Raw genomic sequence first — 18705 nt, 5'->3', positions numbered from 1 at the left:
CCAAACGAAACTCCCAGCAGCTCCACGCCGCGAGGCTTGGAGCTGTTCTCTTTTGTCACCAACCTACAGCGTGTCGCCAAGCAGTTCGAGGGCCAAATCCAATGGCTCGAACGGCGACTTGCCCACCTGCCCTTCCCTATCTTCCTGCTGGCTGCTGGAAGCTTGAGTGCTGGACGTATCGTCTTCTTCGGCGAAGGCCACGTCGAGAGGCAACGAAGTGGAGCCAAGTGGTTCGGCGTTCTGCGGTAGCGCGGTGCTGGATGGCTGTCGTTTCTCGTCCAGCAAACCTCGCTCGACTTGAATGCTTGGTGGTGAAGCATCCGGTGCGGCCGCTTTCGTGGTAGTGAACGCCGCAGGCGCGGCGATCGTGGCGGGTTCGCTCGTCGTGGCCGCGGGGATCGACTCGCCGAAGTGAGTTTTCCACACCGCGTAGTCGGCTGAGTCGACGACGCCGTTTCCGTTGCCGTCGCCGCCGGTGTGGCGCGGCACGAGTGCGCCCAGCGAGTTGCGCCACACCGTGTAGTCCGCCAGGTTTACTTTGTGGTCGAGGTTGTAGTCGCCTAGCACGGTGATCACTGCACCGCGGATGGCGAAGTTGTACGGGTCTTCGTTCGGGTCGTTGTTGGCGATGCTCAGCTGGCCAGAATAGTAGCCCGGCGTGGCGGTGTCGAGCTGGATCAAAAGCCCCGTTGACTCACCCGGCAGGAGGATGCTTTCCAGCGGCGCGGCAATTTGGAAGCCGCTCGGCAACGTTACTTCGCCCAGCGTCAACAGTCCCGTGCCATCGTTTTCGATCACGAACTCCTGGGTTGCGATCGAACCCAGCGTTACCGCCCCGAAGTCGGTGCCGTCGGCCGAGCGGGGGGTGCCGTCGCCATCGCTGATGGTTAGGTCGTTTCCGGTGACGACGATTTCTGGCGGTACCACTTCGCCTTCCCACCAACTCACCCGATCGTTGTCGTTGCCGCCGGCCACCAGGTCGAGCGCGCCGTCGCCGTTGATGTCGGCCAGCACCACGTTGGTAGGTGTGGAGAAGAAACTGGTTGTGTCGCTCAGTGTGAACCCGCCGCTGCCGTTGTTCAGGTGTACGGTTATATTGTCGTCGTCGTACGCTGGCACCACGACGTCCATGTCGCCATCGCCATCGACGTCCGCCACAAACGGTGGGTTGGCTCCGTCGAGTCCCGTGTCCACCGAATTCGGGCCGGTCCAACTGCCGCTGGAACCTGGATTGGCCGACCAGTCGGCGCGATTCTCGGCAAACGAGGTGTACACCACGTCGATCTGAGCGTCGCCGTTGATGTGCCCTGCGAACACTCCCGATCCGAACGGGGCGCCGGTCGAGTTCGGGCCGTTGTAGATGATCGTGCTCGAATTCCAGGTGCCGACGAACGGAGTGCCATCGTTTCGGTGCCAGAACACATCGTTCGCGCCGGCGGAGATGCTCACCAGGTCGATGAACCCATCGGTGTCGATGTCGACCGCGTAAATGTCCGATAGCTCGCTGCCCGGCGAGAAAGCGGCGGTCATCGTGTTGAACTGCGAATTGCCTCCGCCTCCGGTATTGCGATGCACGCGAATGGTGTTGTCTACCAGGGCGACGCTCCCAAGATCCAGTCGGCCATCCTGGTCGAAGTCCGCCACGACCACCGCCCGGGCGCCGTCGGCCGTGTTGGTGATAGTGAATTTGGTAAACGACAAGCTCGAACCGGACGAGTCGTTGCGGTACCAGGCAACCGTGTCGTCGGAGGCCGATGCCGAGGCCAGGTCCAAGTCACCGTCGCCATCCAGGTCGGCTACCGCCAGGCCCACCGGCGAGACTTCGAAGGGAGCGCCGCTGGGTGCGACCGTTTCCACGATCGTTCGCGACCAGTTGCTGAAGCTCGCGTTGGATTGGTAGACGGCAATTTCGCCGTCCAGGTGCGAGCTGGAAACGATGTCCATCCGCCCATCGTTGTTGATGTCGGCGGCCAGCACGTCGACGACTCCGTTGGCCGTGTTGGTAGGCGACACGGTACGCGCCGAGCCAAACGTGCCATCGGTGATGGCCGGCGGCAGTATCTCGATCGCGTAGTCCTCCACCTCTCCGTTGTTCACGTCACCCCCCTGCCCTACCCCGCCGACGATCGATCCATTGCTCACGCGGAACCGTGCGTAGGTGATTCCGTCTTCGGCGATGGCCGGGATGTCGAACTCCAGTAGCATTGCGCCGTTGCTCACGTCGAGAGAGTCGAATATCTGCTCGGCGGCGCCGCTGAACGAGCCGTCCTGGTCGAAGTCGATCCACGCGTCGAGTATCGCGCCGCTGCTGGCGCCGGAGATCGTCAGCACAAGCTGCGCGTCGAGCTGGCCGACCAGCATAGCGCTGAACTCGACCCCGTCGTCGGTGGCTCGCGAGATGCCCAGCCGCGGACCTGTGGACGCGGTGACGCTGGCTTCGGGATAGGGATCGGGCGCGTCGCCTACCAGGGCCAGCAGGTTCCGCCCTTCCAGCTGCTCAAAGAATCCACGCCGCCGGTCCCCAACATACCGATGTCGCATGCCAATACCCTAAAGTTGCCAAGTCGATGAGTGCCCCTCCAGGTTGTGGACGCCATTGTATCTCGGATCTTCGCAGCATACCAACAAGTTGCAGTTTCGAACCAAACCTGGACGCCGAGGTCTGCGATCGAGCCCGAAATCCGGAACTTTTGGTCCCACAAGTGGTGAAACCACTGCGTGCCAGAGTCACTGCAAATGGGGATGCCCACCTGATCGTCGAAAAAATTAGAAGATTCCGTTGACTCGGCGATGGAGCATCGATAGGATCATCTAAATAATTCGATGATCGTTCTGCTTGCGTCAGGAGAGCCAGCATGCCTCGGCCCGAATCCGAACATCCTACCGAGCTGGAGCTCGAGATCCTCAAGGTGCTGTGGGACGAGTCACCCTTGCCAGTGCGCGAAGTGCGGGCGAGGCTCGAGTCCAATGCGGGGCGCACCTTGGCCCACTCCAGCGTGATCACCATGCTGAACATCATGCACCGCAAACGCTTGGTGAATCGCAAGAAGGAAGGCAAGGCGTTTCTGTTTTCGCCCAAGGTTCAGAAGAAGCGAGTGACCGGGCAGATGATGACCGATCTGGTGAAGCGGGCGTTCGACGGCTCGCCGGCGGCCATGATGCTCAACCTCATTGAATCGTCGGACCTCGACGCCGAGGAGCTGGCCGAGCTTCGTCGCTTGATAGGCCGCAAAGCCAAGGAGCAACAGCAATGAACCCGCTAACCTGGTTCAATTCCGAAGCTAGTGCCGCGCTTTGCCTGACGCTCGTTCACTCGCTGTGGCAGGTGAGCTTGGCCGTGGCGCTGTTGTGGTGCATCGGCCGATTGGCGCGGCGTCTATCGGTCGAACGGCTCTACGCTCTGTACGTCGCTGGGCTGGTAGTGTGCCTTGCCGCGCTACCGGTAACCTACGCCATGCTGTATTCCCCACCAACCTCCACGCCGAACGAGCCCGCACCCGTTGAAGCTACCGATAATGCTGTCGAATCGTCGGCCGCACCGGTCGGAGGCGTCACGCCGGTGGAGCCGCAGCCACAGATGGCAGAACCTGATTCCGCAGCGCTGCTGCCCAACGCGGTGCCGGCGCCCGAGGTGGCCAACCTCGAACCGAGCACCCCAATCAAAAGCTGGTGGCCAAGCATCGCTGCGTGGGTTAGCGCGGCCTATCTGTTGGGCGTGGCGCTGATGCTGCTGCGGTTGGTGCGAAGCATCCACCGCACCGAACGCCTCCGCGGCAAGTCGCAGCCAATAACCACTGGCCCGCTTGCTCAAACGCTCGAGCGACTGTCGCGCGAGCTCGCCATGCGACTGCGATGCACGCTGGCCTCGTCGTGCGACGTGGTGGTGCCGACGGTCGTGGGGTTCGTGAAACCCACGATCCTACTTCCGGCTTCGGCCGTAACCGGTCTCTCGGCCGGCGAATTGGAGATGATCCTGCTGCACGAGCTTGCGCATGTGCGACGTTACGACCTGTGGGTGAACCTGCTGCAACGCGTGGCCGAGGTGGCGCTGTTCTTCAATCCCGCGCTCTGGTATCTAAGTCGCCGCATCGGATCGCTGCGCGAGTACTGCTGCGATGAAATGACTTGTCGGCAAGTGAATGCCACAAGCGAGGCGCGCCTTGAGTACGCGAGCACGCTGTTGCGGGTGGTGGAACTCGCGCGGCCCAGGATCACGTGCGCCGAGTTGGCCACACTCGCCGCAACAGGTCGCACTCCGTCGGAACTGCGTCGCCGCGTGGCGCGGTTGTTCGGCGAGCCACTCACCGAGCCGGTGCGGCTATCGCGCGGTGCGATGTGGCTCGTAGGCGTAGCAATGCTAGTGGGCTGCGGCGTGTTCGCGCAGTCGCAGGCTACTGTCGAAGACCACGACAAGATCGACAACGCAGCCGAGGCAGTTTCCGACAGGCCGACGCTGGATGAACTGCTCACCAGGTTCGCTGCGTACGAGAATGCCCACCTGCCCCACTACCTGACGGCGCTCAAGACGATTGGCATGGACGAGGAGGCGAGCCCAGAAATGCGGGAGGCCCTGCCATGGGGCAACGGCCGACTGCACCAGGACCTGATGGAGTACGTTCAGGGCGACGCTGGCAAGTGGATGCGCAAGGAGATTTCGCTCATCGACCACGAGGTCACCTCACAGGCGGCTTGGTTCTGTGATGGCGAGGTGGTGACCGTGGTGTCGCACGACAATCCAGGGGGTGATGACGCACCACGCATCACGGAGGACGCCACCGGGGTAATGACCTATAGCTGGGCCGAACCGATTCTGGGCGTGCTGCCATTGTCGATGTACTCCAATGGACGGCCGCTAACCAAGGCAATCGAGCTAGGTGAAACAGAAGTGCAGCTCGACTGGCGCGGCGACGACGCGCAGTTGAGGTTCTCCTTCGGAGAACCCGGCATTCGTTCTAACTTCGTCGTCTGGCTGAGCGCAAAGCACGATTGGTTCCCTACCCGCATGCAGAGAATCGATGCTGATACCGATCAACTCCACTCGGAGTGGAACGCCACGCGACTTAAGAAATACAAAGACTCTTGGCGGGTCATTGGGTCGCGGACCGACTATCGCGGACATCCGGAGCGAAAGTCCGATGAGCCTGGCTACTATGTCGAGATCGAGGTGTTGGAAGCCAATTACTCCGACGACCTTGTGCAGAGTCTGCTCGACCCCAATGAACCTGCGCACGGTGTGTTCCTCTACGCCGCGCCGGACGAAGAAGCAATCACGCGTGAGATTGCCGAGGTGGAAGAGCAGTTGCAGAGTAGTTTCGAGCCATCACGGCCCGTTCCCGACGCTGAGCGGATCGCGTATCTCGAAGAGCTGGTGAAGTCGACGCGGGAGGTGCTCCAACTCGCTGAGAGCAGATTCAAGCAGGGACAGAGGCCACGAAGCGACGTGATTCTGGCTCAATACGCGGTGGCCGCCGCGTTGGCGGAACTGGCGGACGAGCAAGGGCATGCGGAAGTAGCGGTTCAACGTTACACCGAAGCAAGCACAGCAGCTCAAGAGAATGTTGAAATTCTGGAGACCGCGTACAAGACGGGTATGGTTCCCTTGGAAGATGTGCTCGCGGCACAGCAGCAGCGGGCCGAAGCGAAGGAACGACTGAGGCGCGCACAGAGTGCGCTAGCTGACGGCAAAACAAACCGTGTCGACAAGTTGAAGTCGAACGACTTTGATGAAGCTGCCATCAAGTATCAAGAAGGGGTTGTCGAGTCCTGCCGCAAGGAACTCGCCATCGTCGAAATGCGAGTTCGAACAGGCGAGAGCTCGCTTCGCGATGAAGTGTTGGCCAAGGGCCGGCTGGCTGTCGCCCAGGCCGAACTCGCCCATATTCAGGGCGACGCGGAAGAGTCCAAGTTCATGGCCGAAGCGTTTGCTGCGAATCAGAAGAACGTGGAGATGCTGGAGCAAATGCATCAAGCGGGCGGCGCCGTGTTGGAGGAGGAGATTCTGCAAGCTAAACGCGAGCTGTTGGAATCGCAAGAGTCGCTGAGGCTGGCAAAGCGTGCCTTGGAATCCGGTAGCAAGAACAAGTCTTCGCAAACTGCGCCCAAAGTGCCCATCCTCTGCGTCGACTCCAAAGGCAACGGAGTAGCAGGCGCCGAAGTCTACGTGTTTCAGCACACCGGTGGCGACGACGGGGTTTACCAGCAGCACGGCCCATTCACTACCAATAGCGAAGGCCACGCCGAGTGCGACCCGGCGGTGTTCACCAGCGACGAGGGCAACTACGACCGCTTCTACTACGCCCGCCTGCCGGGCAAGCTGGTGGGCGTGGGTCGCTCTGCTACTTGGAAGAATCAAGACCCCTTTAACGCTGAAGGCAAGATCGAAATGCGGCGTTCGCAAGCGTTGACTGGCAAAGTGACGGTTCCCGAGGGATTCGATCCGACGAAGGTCCGACTATCCGTCAGGTATTTGACGGTGAAGACTGGTCCTGGAGAGATGGATTTCAAGAGTTTCCCCCGCCATTATTCGTTCGCCACGCTCGACACCGCCCTGCCCCATCTATTCGAGCGGAAGCCTGCACCCGATGGCACGTTTCGCATCGATGATGTACCGGTCGAGGGGCGCCTAACGCTGGTGGGTGAAGCCGAAGGTGTGGCAGAAGCCCAGTGGCACAACCGAGACACAGGTAACCTGAAGGGTCCGCTCGAGTTAAAGTGTGTTGCCGAAGGGGTGCTAACAGGTCAAATCACCACGCCCGACGGTTTGCCGGCAGCGGATATCGAGGTCGCGGCGAGGATTCAAGCCAGCTTGAATCAGTCTGTTGGATTCCTAACCACCTTCCGCACCGTGACCGACGCGGAAGGTCGCTACGAACTGCGGGGGCTACCCGAATGGGACTTGGTTGTGTCGATTCGCGACCCACAGCAGCGCTGGATTGTATGCCCCAGCGAACCATTCTTCCTCTCGCCCGGTAGTCGAGAGACGCTGGACCTGCAGTTGGAAGCTGGAGTGACCGTATCGGGTCGGGTAACGGACCCAGAGGGCGAGCCAGTGAAGGGCGTCTCCATTGCAGCACTCGTCGAGAATCGTACGCACCACGAAGTCCGGCGCGATTCGACCAAAGCAGATGGTTCGTACACGCTACGTCTGCCGAGCGGGACGTTCGGACTGCACCTCGGCTCGATGCCACCCGAGTTTGAGCGGCAGGAGGAGGCCAGGATACTCAAGGTGCGGAAGAATCAACAACCAACCGACGACGTAAACTTCACCCTCCAGCGCAAAGCCGAGGACACAAATCTACCATCCATCTCGTACCAAGACCGAAGTGACACACTGAAGTCGCTACTCGACTCGATGGCGCTGTTGAATGGTTACGGTTTGGCGGAGCACCAGGTGGTCGGTCGGGTTGCCCCGCCGTTTGCGCCGCTTCGCGGAGAATGGCACCGCTTGGATCGAAATGCCGAGGCGGACTCCTCTTTGCCAACCTCCATGACCTTTCGCTGGGACGGCGAGAACCTCACGCGGTGGTCGACAACTTACGGCGATACAGACAATCCGGGATATACGCTCAAGGAGCTGATGAACGCCCTACTGCGGATCAAACCGCCTCAGATGGATGGACCGGATAGGCTTCTCAATAAGCGACTGCCCGGCGACTGGGTTCTTCGGCGGAGTGCGGACCGCGATGAAGTCGTTGCCCAGGTCGAGGCCATCCTACGCGATGAGTTTGGTATGAACGTGAAGCTTGAGTTCCGCGAGGTCGAGCGCGACGTCTACGTCGTGAGCGGTCGATATCACTACAGTCCGCTGGAGGACGAAGAAGCGGGACAACGCCGCGGAGCCAGTGACCCAATTCAGGTGTTCGGCACGAAGTCGCTACCCGACCAGTTCGTTGGCAACGGGCTCGGCGACTTCGACGAATTCCTCAACGCGGTGGGCGACTGGATTGGTATGCCAATCGTCAACGAGTTGGACGTGCCGACCGGACGCCGGCTTACCTGGAGAAAGTACGAACAATCCCCGCACAACGAGGAGAATCGCCGCCGAGATCACGATCCCGTGGCAGTGCTGCGAAACATCTCCAAGCAGACCGGCCTCGAGTTCACCAAAGGCAAGCGGAAGGTGGAACTGCTGTTCGTGGTGGAAGAGTAGCTCAAAACGCAAACGGGTTGCCGGATACGCCGGGACGATTGTCGTACAAGTTCCAAAGCGCTTCATTCTTCAAGCTGTGCCAGTGAAGTTTCACGGCCGAATGGTCGCCGAAAACCTCTTCGGCCTGCTTGTGTTCCGATGGCTTGAGCTGCCACCCCACCTTGCTGCCGAACAGCGCGACGTATCGCAGTGACGCGATCTCGGTCAACGGCTGCAGGACATCGAGATCGACTTCGGTCCGCTGCAGATCGAGAGATTGCAGCTTGGGGAGCGATGATAGCTTTTCCATGGTCGCGCCGGAAACTTTCACACCCGCCAGATTAAGCGTGGTGAGCTTCTCGAGGTTGGTGAGTCGTTCGGCCGAGGCGTCAGAGAAAGGGTTTTCAGAGAGATTCAATTCCCGCAGCTCGGTCATCCGTTCCAGACCGGCAAGCGCTTCGTCGGTCACACTACAGTATCGAAGTTGCAACGACCGCAAATTGGGAAGTTTCGCAAGCTCCCGAACGGAGTTCTCAGGTAAGCGACAGTCGATGAGCGACAGTCGGCGGAGCTTCTTTAGGCTGGTGATCGCCTGCAGTGACTCATCGCCCAAATCGGCCTGGGAGAGCTGCAACTCTTCCAGGTCACGGAAGGTGGAAAGGCCGATCAGATCGACATCGCCTTGGATTCGCTGTCCTTCCTCCGTATGTCGGTTGGAGAAGCTCAAATGGTTCGTGAAGTTCAGCGACAATCGCTGCAGCCGACAACCAAAGTGGGGATGGATCCACTGGCATATTCCCTGGGCCAAAGCTCCATCGCCCAATAGACCAAGTTGGTAGGCGCAGGCCACATTAGTGCCGAACTTTCCCGCCTGTTCTATTTCTTCCAATACCCGCGACTGGCGTCGCGCGCGCATCAACTCGCTACCAAACGTACCAAGGACAACTGCCACCAGAGTGACAAGGACCAGCAAGGTTCGCATACCAAACTTCGGCAGGCCAAAGCGGCTGGGCGGTGGGGTGTAACCATCAACCACTTGACTGGCCAACTGGCGCACCTCGCGCCGCAGCGCACGGAGTCGCCACCAGAGGTGCGCAGCGAGCAAAATGGCCAGCAAACTGAGCACCGTGAGCGCGACGTCCCAACCGGTGGATTTCGGTTGCTGAATAGGGATGCCAAGTGATTCGCCCGGCGCCACGGAGAACGTGGTTTCGCCGTTCGGGATATACAAATCTTCAAATACCGCATCCATCGTTTACTCCAAGACTAGAACGCCCCACCGCCGGGGGCGGTCGACCAGTCGGGCATGGTGGGACGGTTGTCGGTGAATCCCTCCAGCTTGAGTTTCGGTCGCGGCGAAGTCCACTCCATATCGAGACGGGTGTTCCCCGCCAACCGGTTGCTGAGACGATCCACTTCGGCAATCGGAATCGAATTGCATCCCGCCAAGTTGATGTAACGTAGCTGGGGCATGTCGAGCAGTGGTTTGTCACAATTCTGGTCGACATCGGTGTACGAAAGGCTCAGCTGAGAGAGTTGTGGCAAAGTCACCAGATGCTCGAGGCCATCGGTCGTCACCTTGTTGCCAGTCAGTAACAGGACATTCAGACGCGGCAGTTGGCCGATTTCGACAAGCGACTTGTCCGTCAGCGCATTGAACCCCAGCGACAGCTCTTCCAACTTCTTGAGCCTCGCGACGCCAGCGACATCCGTATCTTCCAGGTTGCAACTCAACAGTTCGAGCATTTCCAGTTGCTCTAGCTGCTGAAGCTGCTGCACGACTCCTGTGGGCAGTGTCGAGTCGGTGATTATCAGGCGATTCAAATTCGTCAGCCTGGCGATGGCTTCGATGTCGTCTTCGTTGATTTGCTGGCCGTGGATTCGCAGATCCACCAACTCGCGCAGGCTGCCGAGCGCGGCAAGGTCTACCTGGTGGGAAGGCATCTGACCAAACCGATTAATCGCCTGGCCGACTTCCAGATGCGTCAGATGGCAGCCGAAGTGAGGGTGAATCCACTGGTTCACCAGCGTCGCCAGCTTGCCTCGTCCCAGTCGGCCCAGGCGGTAGTACGTTGTCTCGCCTCCAAAGAATTGGCTACTAACCATCAGCCGATCGAGCGCATCGGCCTGTCGCCGGGCGCGGGAGAGTTCAGCGGCAAACATCCCCAGGACCACTGCCGCGAGAGTGAACACGATCAGCATCGTGCGCATCTTGAAACGCAGGAAGCCGAGCGGCCCAGGAACCGCGACGTCAGGAGCTTCCTTGTCGTTGATTTGCTGAACCACGCGCACCAGCGTGCGGACCCGCCATACGAGCCACGCACAGACTAGCATCGTCAGCAGCAGCAATACGGCCATGACCACCACCGCCCACCCGTAGGGCGTGGCGGAAGCCGACGTCGGACCATTTGCCGGCGCGACGTAGCTCGAGGCGAGGCTGAACATGCCGAAAGCTGTCATTCGCTGCTGCTGTTGGAAGTGGGTGGGGCGGGAACATAGCTTGACGAACCAAACGCACCGACGCTGCCAGAGTCACGCCACTGAGGACCAACTGGACGGTTGTCGTAGAAATCCCACGCTTCCGACTCGTCGTTCGGTTCGTCCCATTCGATGCTCAGTCGGTGATTCTCTCGAAGTGCATCTTCAACATAAGGCTCATCTCGGCCTGTCAGGTTGTGGCACTGAGCGAGGTTCAGGCTCCGCAGGTTGGGAAGCTCCACCAGGAATTCTGCGCCTTGTGTGTCCACCTCTGTCTTGGCGAGATTCAGCTCGGTCAATTGGTCGAGGCGGACAAGCTCGATGACGCTGGCGCTGGTGATATCCGTGCCTTCCAGAGAGAGAATGCGCAGCTGCGTAAGCTGCGCGAGATGCTCGGTGGCTTCATCGGTCAGCTGGTTGTATGCCAGCGAAAGAAACTCGAGTCTGTTCAAGGGGCCCAACGCGGCAAGCTCCGAGTCGTGTAGATTGCAGTTCGACAAGTCGAGGTATTCCAGGGTGTCGATGCCGCCGAGCTTGTCCAAGGCGCCCTGTGGCAAGCTGCAGCCTGCCAGCGAGAGCATCTTTAGTTTTGGCAGTCGCGCAATGGCCTCGATATTCTCATCGAGCAAATGGTAGTTGGCGACTCGCAGGGCCTGTAAGTCGCGCAATTCGCCGACGTGCTCCAGCACAGCCGTCTCAATGGGGTGCGACTGGGCATAGTAACCGGTTTCCAGATCGAGACTCAGGTGCGTCAGGCGGCAGCCGAAGTGGGGGTGAACCCATTCGCACATTAGCCCGGCCACGTAGCTGTCGCCCAACATGCCGAGCTCGTAGTAGGAGGAACCAAACGTGTCGAATGCGTCGGTCATCTCCATTTGCTCGACAATCTGTCCCTGCCGCCGAGCGCGGGCGAACTCCTTGGCGAACAGCCCGAGCAGGATCGCCGCGACGGTGAACATCGCCAGCAGCGTACGCATCTTGAACCGCGGCAAGAAGCCAAATGGGCCAGGGACGCTGGTTGCGTTGCCATCGCCGGATTGCAGCTGCTGCACTACCCGCACCAGCGAACTCATCCGCCACATCAGCCAGCCGCACGCCGCGAGCAGGACAAACAACAAGAGAAAACAGACACACAGCAGCAGCCAGGAGATGTCATACGTGTCCGGAGCGCGCGGTCCACCGGGCGACGGTGGAACGACCGGCGAATAACTCACTTGGAGGTCGGCGGGCATGACGTCGCCCCTTGGTAGGAGAGGAACACTGGCCCAGGACGTTCGCCCTGCGGCGCCTGGTTTATTCCCTCCTCAGTCTACTCGTTCAGTGCCGGCTCGACCACTTGTTCGTGATCGCGGATTCCCTTGTTGTCTGCAATTTCAAAACACTCCACCGCCCCCGAAGTACAACGAACCGGGCCGGTTGTCCCGCAGTTCCCACGGTTCGCCGTGGCCGGCTCCATAATCCCAATCGATCTCGATGAGGGGATTCTCTCTAAGCTCTTCCAGAAACGCCTCGGGTTCGCCCCTCTCGTTCCAGTGTATGGACTCGATACCAACGAGATTCAGGTATCGGAGCCGAGGAAGCTGGTCGAGCTTGGCTACCGCCGTGGGGGTTAAGTTGGATTGCCCGACATGCAGTCGGACGAGTTTCTTGAGTTTCAGCAGTTGACCTACTCCCGCATCGTCGATTGGATTGTCCGACACGTCCAGCACATCGAGAGTATGCAGCCTCGCAATCTCACGTAGCGAGCTATTGGTCAAGCGATTCGAGCGCACCGACAGTCGCCTGAGCTGTTTCAGATTGCCAATGCCCTGAATGGCCTCGTCCACGAGGTGACAACTACTGAGTTCGAGTTCCTGAAGTTGGGGCAACCTCTCTAGCTGCTGCCCCAGATGCTGCGGGAGGTTGCACTCGGAGAGCGACAGCTTGTAGAGCTTTGGCAGGCTGCAGATGGCTTCCAGCTCCTCGTCGGTAAGATCGCCCTGGATGATCTGCAGTGCTTCAAGATCGCGCAGATCTGCCAGGCTCGCCAGGAAGTCCGCCTCCAACTCCGGCGTGGTCACCACGCGAGACCGGTCGCCTTCGAGGACCAGTCGCGTCAGTCGGCAGCCGAAGTGCGGATGCACCCAGTCGCAGATTAGACTGGCGACTTTGCTATCGCCCAACTTGCCCAATTGGTAGTGCACTCCATCGTATTCTCTGAAGTCGGCAGATATCTGCAGGTGTTCAACAATTTTTCCCTGCCGCCGAGCACGGGAAAACTCGTTGGCGAAAAGACCGAGCAACACCGCCGCGATGGTGAAGGCGACCAGCATGGTCCGCATGCGAAATCGCAAGAAGCCTAGAGGCCCAGGGACGGGCTGGCCTTGGCCACTACCCTGCTGAAGCTGTCGTGTTACGCGAACCAGCGAGCCGATGCGCCACAGGATCCACAACTGCAAGAGCACCAACACGACAACGATCAAGAAGGCAAACCAGTAGGCGGTCCAACTCGGTCCTGGCGGGGGTGACGCAATGGCTTGCGCAACAAATAGTTGGAGGCAGTTCATGGCGAACATCCAAGGGCGAGGCAACGGATGGATGGAGAGCAGTTGGGTATATTCGCCCCACAGTCCCCAGCCTATTCCACCCCTCAGTCTACTCGTTCGCCACGGGCTCGGCCACATGTTCGTGGTCGCGGATGTGGTCGGGGCAGTAACACTGCTGGCCGGCGCATTGCGAGCAGTAGCGGAACGAAGTTTTTGGCTCGTCGGCGCTCGAGCGCCCGCAGACGACGCATTGATGCACAATGGCCTTGACCTTGGCCGATTTGGTGGCGAACTTCAGTCGCCGTCGGTGATCGTGCGCAGCGGTCCAGTGATCGCGCCAGAAGAACAGGATATAGTTCAACACCGCGGCGATGATCAGCACTTTGTCGACCCAAGAGCCAGTGACAAACCGAGCCGCATAGCCCAGCCACATTAGCAGCGCAAGCCATTTGATCTTGATGGGCAGGATGAAGAACAGGTTGATCACAAATTCGGGATAGAACCTCGCGAACGCCAGGAATACGGTTCCGTAAAGGAAGGCGTTGCTGGCGACTTCGGCCGGCGCGAGAAACGAAGCGGCCACCGACGCTACCCAACCGATCAACAGGAACACGTTAAAGCGGAACACGCCCCACACGTTCTCCAGCGCCGTGCCCATCAGGTAGAACAGGTACCACGCGAAGAACGCGAACAGCGGATTGGTGATTGGCGGGAAGATCAGGAACGTGAGCACCCGCCACCACTCGCCGGCCATTGCTTGGTTGGGCACCAGCTCGATGTTGTCCAACAGCGGCGCCCCGCCATCGGGTCGCATTTGCGGCCAGCTCACCACGTACACCACCACCTGCCCCAGGATCAGGAGCAGCGTGATGTTCGGGATGGCGAACCGCGACAATCGTCGCTCTAACCAGTCGAGCAGCTTCATCGGGTGGGTATCGGGCGAGACCGGACGGGTGAACGCAAACCACACAGCGTAATCGGAATCGCCCTGCACCGAAAGGCTCGCAGAATCGTGTGTCCTACCCGCAGCCGAGGCCGCGGTCTATAATCGGTGGCTATGGCCGTCATCGAAATCAGCGGGCTGAAGAAGTCCTACCGGGTTTATCAGAAGCAGGAAGGACTTTGGGCGTCGCTCACGGGCCTGTTCAGTCGCGAATTCCGCGACGTACACGCGGTGCGGGGCATCGATCTGACCGTGGACGAGGGCGAGTTCGTCGCCTTCCTTGGTCCCAATGGTGCTGGCAAAACCACCACGCTCAAGCTGCTGTCCGGCGTCATCAGCCCCTCGGCCGGCGACGCCCGGGTGATGGGCTTCGTGCCGTGGGAGCGAACCAACGAGTACCGCCGCCGCTTCGCCCTGGTGATGGGCCAAAAGAACCAATTGTGGTGGGATCTGCCAGCCGCCGAGTCGTTCCGCCTGCACCAGCAGATCTATCGCATCGAGCCGGCCGACTTCGATCGCACGCTGGCAGAGCTGACCGATTTGCTCGACGTCGGCAAGCTGCTCAACCAGCCGGTCCGCGAGTTGTCGCTCGGCGAGCGCATGAAGATGGAGCTGATCGCCGCACTGCTGCACTCGCCCGAGGTGTTGTTCCTCGACGAGCCGACGATCGGCCTCGACGTGATCGCCCAGCACAACATCCAGAAATTCCTTAAGCATTACCAGGAAGTCCGCAAGATCACGATCCTGTTGACCAGCCACTACATGAAGGACGTCGCCGCACTTTGTAAGCGGGTGGTGATCATTGCTCAGGGACAGATCATGTACGACGGCTCGCTCGCTGGTGTGATCGATAGCTTCAGCACAAGCAAGGTACTTACGCTGCAGTTCGCCGACGACCACGTTCCGAGCGACCTCGGTCGGTACGGCGAAGTGATCGAACTGGTGCCGCCCAAGGTAAAGCTGCGCGTCGAGCGGGCCGACATTTCGCGAATCCTGTCTACCGTGCTGGCCGACCATTCGGTGGAAGACGTAAGCGTCGAAGACCCGCCGCTGGAAGAAGTGATCGCCGACCTGTTTACTCAGTCAAGCGAACTAGCCCAGCACGAAGAAGTGGGAGCTGCGCAGTAGCCATGCTTGCAAAAGCTCAAACTTGGTGGACCATCCTCCGCATCTGCATCGAAGAGCGGCTCGTTTATCGGGGCGACTTCATGCTCGGTACGTTGATGCGGTTCATGCCGATCATCACGCAGATCTTCCTATGGACCGCCGTGTACGCCGCCGCCAGCGTCAAGGAACTGCCTGGCGGCTTCAGTAGGAAGGACGTGATCGCCTACTACCTGCTTACGATGGTCGGCCGCGCGTTCTCCAGCATGCCAGGACTCGCGTCGGGCATCGCGCGGCAGATTCGCGAGGGCGAGATTAAGAAGTTTCTGATCCAGCCGATTGACCTGATCGGCTTTCTGCTCCTCGCACGCATCGCCCACAAGTTGGTGTATTACGCGGTGGCCATCATTCCGTTCGCGCTGGTGTTCTACCTGTGCCGCGACTTCTTCACCGCCGGCTGGCCCCCTGCCCCGGTGCTGGCTGCGTTTGTGATGTCGCTCATTATGGCGTTCCTGCTGGGATTCTTCCTCGAAGCGGCTATCGGCATGATCGGCTTTTGGTTCCTGGAAGTCAGCTCGCTGCTGTTCGTGTACATGCTGTTCAACTTCTTCTTCAGCGGCCACATGTTCCCGCTCACGTTCCTCACCGAGTTCCTTCCCGGCTGGCTGCAACCAGTGGCCCACTACCAGCCACTGCAGTACCTGGCCTACTTCCCAGCCGCGGTGTTCCTGGGCAAGATCACCGGCCCCGAACTCATCAACGGCCTGATCGTCCAAGCCATCTGGGTCATCGTGTTCATCATCATCTGCCGAGTGGCGATGCAGCGAGGGTTCAACCGGTATAGCGGATACGGGGGTTAGCAGCCGAGTCGCCACTGCGTATTCTTCGCACAGTAATGAACCCTTATCAATCTCCGAGATCGAAGTACTCGTCTGAAACCACAGCCAATTACGATCCTCCCCGCCGATCGGTCACGGCAATGGTCGGCGAAGCGGTTCTGAGTCTGTCGGCGGCTGCCCTGTTTGTCTGGGTCGTCTTCGTAGGCCCATTTTGCTGGGTACTGAGGGACGGGCTCGGTCCCGACTCGGTTAGTAGCAGTGGATTCACAGCGGTTTGCCGCGCACTGATGACGTTCTACTGGGGCCCGGTCGCTTTGTTGTTGCTGGCGGCAATCATTGCGAGCCGATACGCGCTGGGCTCAACTCGCGCGTGAACCTTCGGCCGTTAGGCACTGTCTAATACCGGCTTCGGCAGCGCCGAAAACTGCAAACCAACGCTTCGTCTACCGGGGAGGATAGCGGGCAATGCTCCGCCCGCGGAGTGTCATGAAACGCCGACCTTGCATTATCGGGCTGGACGAACCGCAGATCGCTGATCTTAGAAATCGCATCGCGGAGCCCTTCTGCGCGCACGATACGCTGCCGCGAATCATGGTCCGTGATGGTGAACTCTTTGTTGAGTCTCCATCGGGATTCGGCATGCTTCCGACCTCCCGAGTAGTCTTCCATGGCATCTTCGAAAATGATCATGACCTGATAGCCGGCTTGGCGTTGTGGGGAGGTCCCTGCCTGCCTAACGCCACGGGCATGATGGATTGCCGTCTGAAGCTTCCGTGCCTGGTTCGTGCATTGCAACTCAGCCAGTTTCCATCACCCCAGCGTGGCTTTGCCAGCGCCAACGTGGAATACGACTCCGCCGTCGAGCGGGTGGCCAAATGGGGGAACTGGCACTGCGGCGAAAACAAGGCAAGATTCAATGGTAGCTATCGGCCCGAGGAGCCGGCGATTATCGAGCACTTCCTCGAGGGCGAATCAGTACGTGTTGTGATCATTGGAGATCGCTACTGGCAGATCAAGCTGGAAGGCACCGAGTGGTTGAAGTCGATCCACGATCCCACAGCAAGTTTCATGACACCCGATCCGCGACTAGTCGCTGACACAAGGAACATCGCTCGCGGTTTCGGACTTGAAGTCGTAGCAAATGACTACATAGTCACTAACGATGACAGGCCCCATTTACTCGAAGTCAACCATATTCCGAATGTCACACGCTTCCCTGAAATATGGGACGCGTATGCAGAGTATGTGGTCGCATGGTTGCGTGGGGATGCGAAAGTCGGGTGATCGGGGAGGTCTCCAGTGGACCCCCGTTTCAATTGCTTCTGCCCACGCACTTACCGATACCGACCCATCGGCTCCAGCCCTCGCTCTTCGCGGCGGTCGTTCACCATCTTGAAGAACTGTGTCATCGCCGCCCGCATTTCGGGCGTGGAGCGATCCAGGCGGCCTTTGCCACGCTGAGCGCGCCGGGCGCCGGACGTTTCGCCGCGCGGGGGGCCGCCAAAGCGGCCGGGCCCTCTATTGCCAGCGGCGCGGCGGTCTTCCCAGGAGCGGCGGCGTTGCTCCATGTCGTCGATCCACTTGTCGAGTTCCTTGCGTCGCTGCGACTCGGGCATCGATAGGAGGTTCATCACGCGACGTTGCATCTCGGCCTGCCGGGCCTGCATCATCGGTTCAAACAGCGCCCGTCGCTGGTCGTCGCTCAGCGCGCGCATTCGCTCGCCGAACGCCTCGCGCTCCGCTTCGGTCATATCTTCTCGATTCTCCATCTGCTCGCGCAGCGCCGCCACTTCGCGGTCTTCGCCGCCGAACCAACCGAGCGCCCAACCACCGCAAAGCAGCATCAGACACACGATCACGACACCGATCACACGTTTACGATTCATGTCTTGCACTCCTTTTGGAGCGGCTCAAGAGTAGCTTCCACCAATTCTTCCCTCTCCCCATCGCGGGGAGAGGTGAGGAGGGGGGAGAAAGAACTGCGGAAGCTACTCTTGAGCCGCTCGTTAGAAAACCACCGGGGCGTCAGGGGATTCACTGGGCGACAATCAGCGCATCGACGTGCCCATCGAGATACAGAAAATTCCGCGAACCGTCTTCGCCCGGGCTGCCGTGGAACGACTCGAAGTCGTACACAATCCACACCTCGCCCGAGCCCCGTTGGTTGCCCCGCCGAGTGGTGAGCACCTGCTGGCGGGTGCGGTCTTCCAGGCGGAACGACGGGTATTCGAAGCTCAAACCTTCGTTGTTGTAGTACGAATCGCCGTTCGCGTACGGGGTGCCGTCGGGGCGGACGTAGCCGTCGTAGGCGATGCGGTCTTCGTTGTATTTCAGCGGTCCATAGTCGCTCGGACAACGGTACATGCCTTGGTTGCCCTCGCCGAAATCGGCCAGCACCTGATAGATAGGCCACGTGCTCTTGTCCTTCTCGTCGTACGGCGTGGCCGATGGCAACATTGCGGCCGCGGGAAACTTGCCGCGCTCTCCTTGAATGTCGAGAAACTGCGTGAGCGCTAGCCCTATCTGCCGCAGGTTGCTCTTGCATTCGGTGCGACGACTCGCCTCGCGCGCCATTTGCACCGCAGGAAACAATAGACCAATCAAGATGCCAATAATGGCAATGACTACCAGCAACTCCACCAACGTGAAGCCGCGGCCCGATAGGTGAGTGCGCACGGCGATCCCTTT

Annotated in this window: 13 protein-coding genes; 5 read left to right on the top strand and 8 right to left on the bottom strand. The window is 59.9% G+C overall.

The window, feature by feature from the left end:
- Positions 1 to 63: 63 nt before the first annotated feature.
- Positions 64 to 2541, bottom strand: coding sequence for an FG-GAP-like repeat-containing protein (locus tag ACQK2L_RS14520; protein WP_425397744.1), 2478 nt, complete (start codon positions 2539 to 2541; stop codon positions 64 to 66).
- 314 nt (positions 2542 to 2855) lie between these two features.
- Here ACQK2L_RS14520 and ACQK2L_RS14515 point away from each other — a divergent pair, with 314 nt between their 5' ends.
- The gene (locus ACQK2L_RS14515; protein WP_425397743.1) at positions 2856 to 3254 is read left to right on the top strand and encodes a BlaI/MecI/CopY family transcriptional regulator; all 399 of its coding nucleotides are present in this window, start codon (positions 2856 to 2858) and stop codon (positions 3252 to 3254) included.
- The gene (locus tag ACQK2L_RS14510; RefSeq protein WP_425397742.1) at positions 3251 to 8149 is read left to right on the top strand and encodes a M56 family metallopeptidase; all 4899 of its coding nucleotides are present in this window, start codon (positions 3251 to 3253) and stop codon (positions 8147 to 8149) included. Before ACQK2L_RS14515 ends, ACQK2L_RS14510 begins: the two co-directional genes overlap by 4 nt.
- A gap of 1 nt (position 8150) precedes the next feature.
- Here the strand turns inward: ACQK2L_RS14510 and ACQK2L_RS14505 are convergent, their stop codons facing one another.
- The 5 genes from ACQK2L_RS14505 to ACQK2L_RS14485 form a co-directional block, all read right to left on the bottom strand.
- Positions 8151 to 9380, bottom strand: coding sequence for a leucine-rich repeat domain-containing protein (locus ACQK2L_RS14505; protein ID WP_425397741.1), 1230 nt, complete (start codon positions 9378 to 9380; stop codon positions 8151 to 8153).
- Between the two features lie 14 nt (positions 9381 to 9394).
- The gene (locus tag ACQK2L_RS14500; RefSeq protein WP_425397740.1) at positions 9395 to 10588 is read right to left on the bottom strand and encodes a hypothetical protein; all 1194 of its coding nucleotides are present in this window, start codon (positions 10586 to 10588) and stop codon (positions 9395 to 9397) included.
- Positions 10585 to 11838, bottom strand: coding sequence for a leucine-rich repeat domain-containing protein (locus ACQK2L_RS14495; RefSeq protein ID WP_425397739.1), 1254 nt, complete (start codon positions 11836 to 11838; stop codon positions 10585 to 10587). The genes ACQK2L_RS14500 and ACQK2L_RS14495 overlap by 4 nt, the downstream gene beginning before the upstream one ends.
- Before the next feature lie 141 nt (positions 11839 to 11979).
- Complete coding sequence (locus tag ACQK2L_RS14490; RefSeq protein ID WP_425397738.1) at positions 11980 to 13152, bottom strand: leucine-rich repeat domain-containing protein; 1173 nt, start codon at positions 13150 to 13152, stop codon at positions 11980 to 11982.
- A gap of 88 nt (positions 13153 to 13240) precedes the next feature.
- A complete protein-coding gene (locus tag ACQK2L_RS14485) occupies positions 13241 to 14056 on the bottom strand; it encodes a hypothetical protein (RefSeq protein ID WP_425397737.1) in 816 nt (271 codons plus the stop codon).
- A 132-nt stretch (positions 14057 to 14188) separates the two neighbouring features.
- Here ACQK2L_RS14485 and ACQK2L_RS14480 point away from each other — a divergent pair, with 132 nt between their 5' ends.
- From ACQK2L_RS14480 to ACQK2L_RS14470, 3 genes are all read left to right on the top strand, one after another.
- Entirely contained in the window at positions 14189 to 15202 is a 1014-nt protein-coding gene (locus ACQK2L_RS14480) for an ABC transporter ATP-binding protein (RefSeq protein ID WP_425397736.1), read from the top strand.
- 2 nt (positions 15203 to 15204) lie between these two features.
- Positions 15205 to 16038, top strand: a complete 834-nt coding sequence (locus tag ACQK2L_RS14475) for an ABC transporter permease (protein ID WP_425397735.1) — start codon at positions 15205 to 15207, stop codon at positions 16036 to 16038.
- Between the two features lie 465 nt (positions 16039 to 16503).
- Positions 16504 to 17301, top strand: coding sequence for a hypothetical protein (locus ACQK2L_RS14470; RefSeq protein ID WP_425397734.1), 798 nt, complete (start codon positions 16504 to 16506; stop codon positions 17299 to 17301).
- Between the two features lie 50 nt (positions 17302 to 17351).
- Here the strand turns inward: ACQK2L_RS14470 and ACQK2L_RS14465 are convergent, their stop codons facing one another.
- Positions 17352 to 17903 carry a hypothetical protein gene (locus tag ACQK2L_RS14465; protein ID WP_425397733.1) on the bottom strand — a complete coding sequence of 184 codons (552 nt, stop codon included), beginning with the start codon at positions 17901 to 17903 and terminating at the stop codon, positions 17352 to 17354.
- Positions 17904 to 18051: 148 nt separating this feature from the next.
- Positions 18052 to 18693 carry a type II secretion system protein gene (locus ACQK2L_RS14460; RefSeq protein WP_425397732.1) on the bottom strand — a complete coding sequence of 214 codons (642 nt, stop codon included), beginning with the start codon at positions 18691 to 18693 and terminating at the stop codon, positions 18052 to 18054.
- Positions 18694 to 18705: the final 12 nt, after the last annotated feature.

Origin of the sequence: Aeoliella sp. (assembly GCF_965227375.1) — a bacterium.
In the GTDB taxonomy this organism is placed as follows: Bacteria; Planctomycetota; Planctomycetia; order Pirellulales; family Lacipirellulaceae; genus Aeoliella.
The sequence above is the reverse complement of the archived record's forward strand: the minus strand, read 5'-3'. Positions and strand labels throughout refer to the sequence as shown.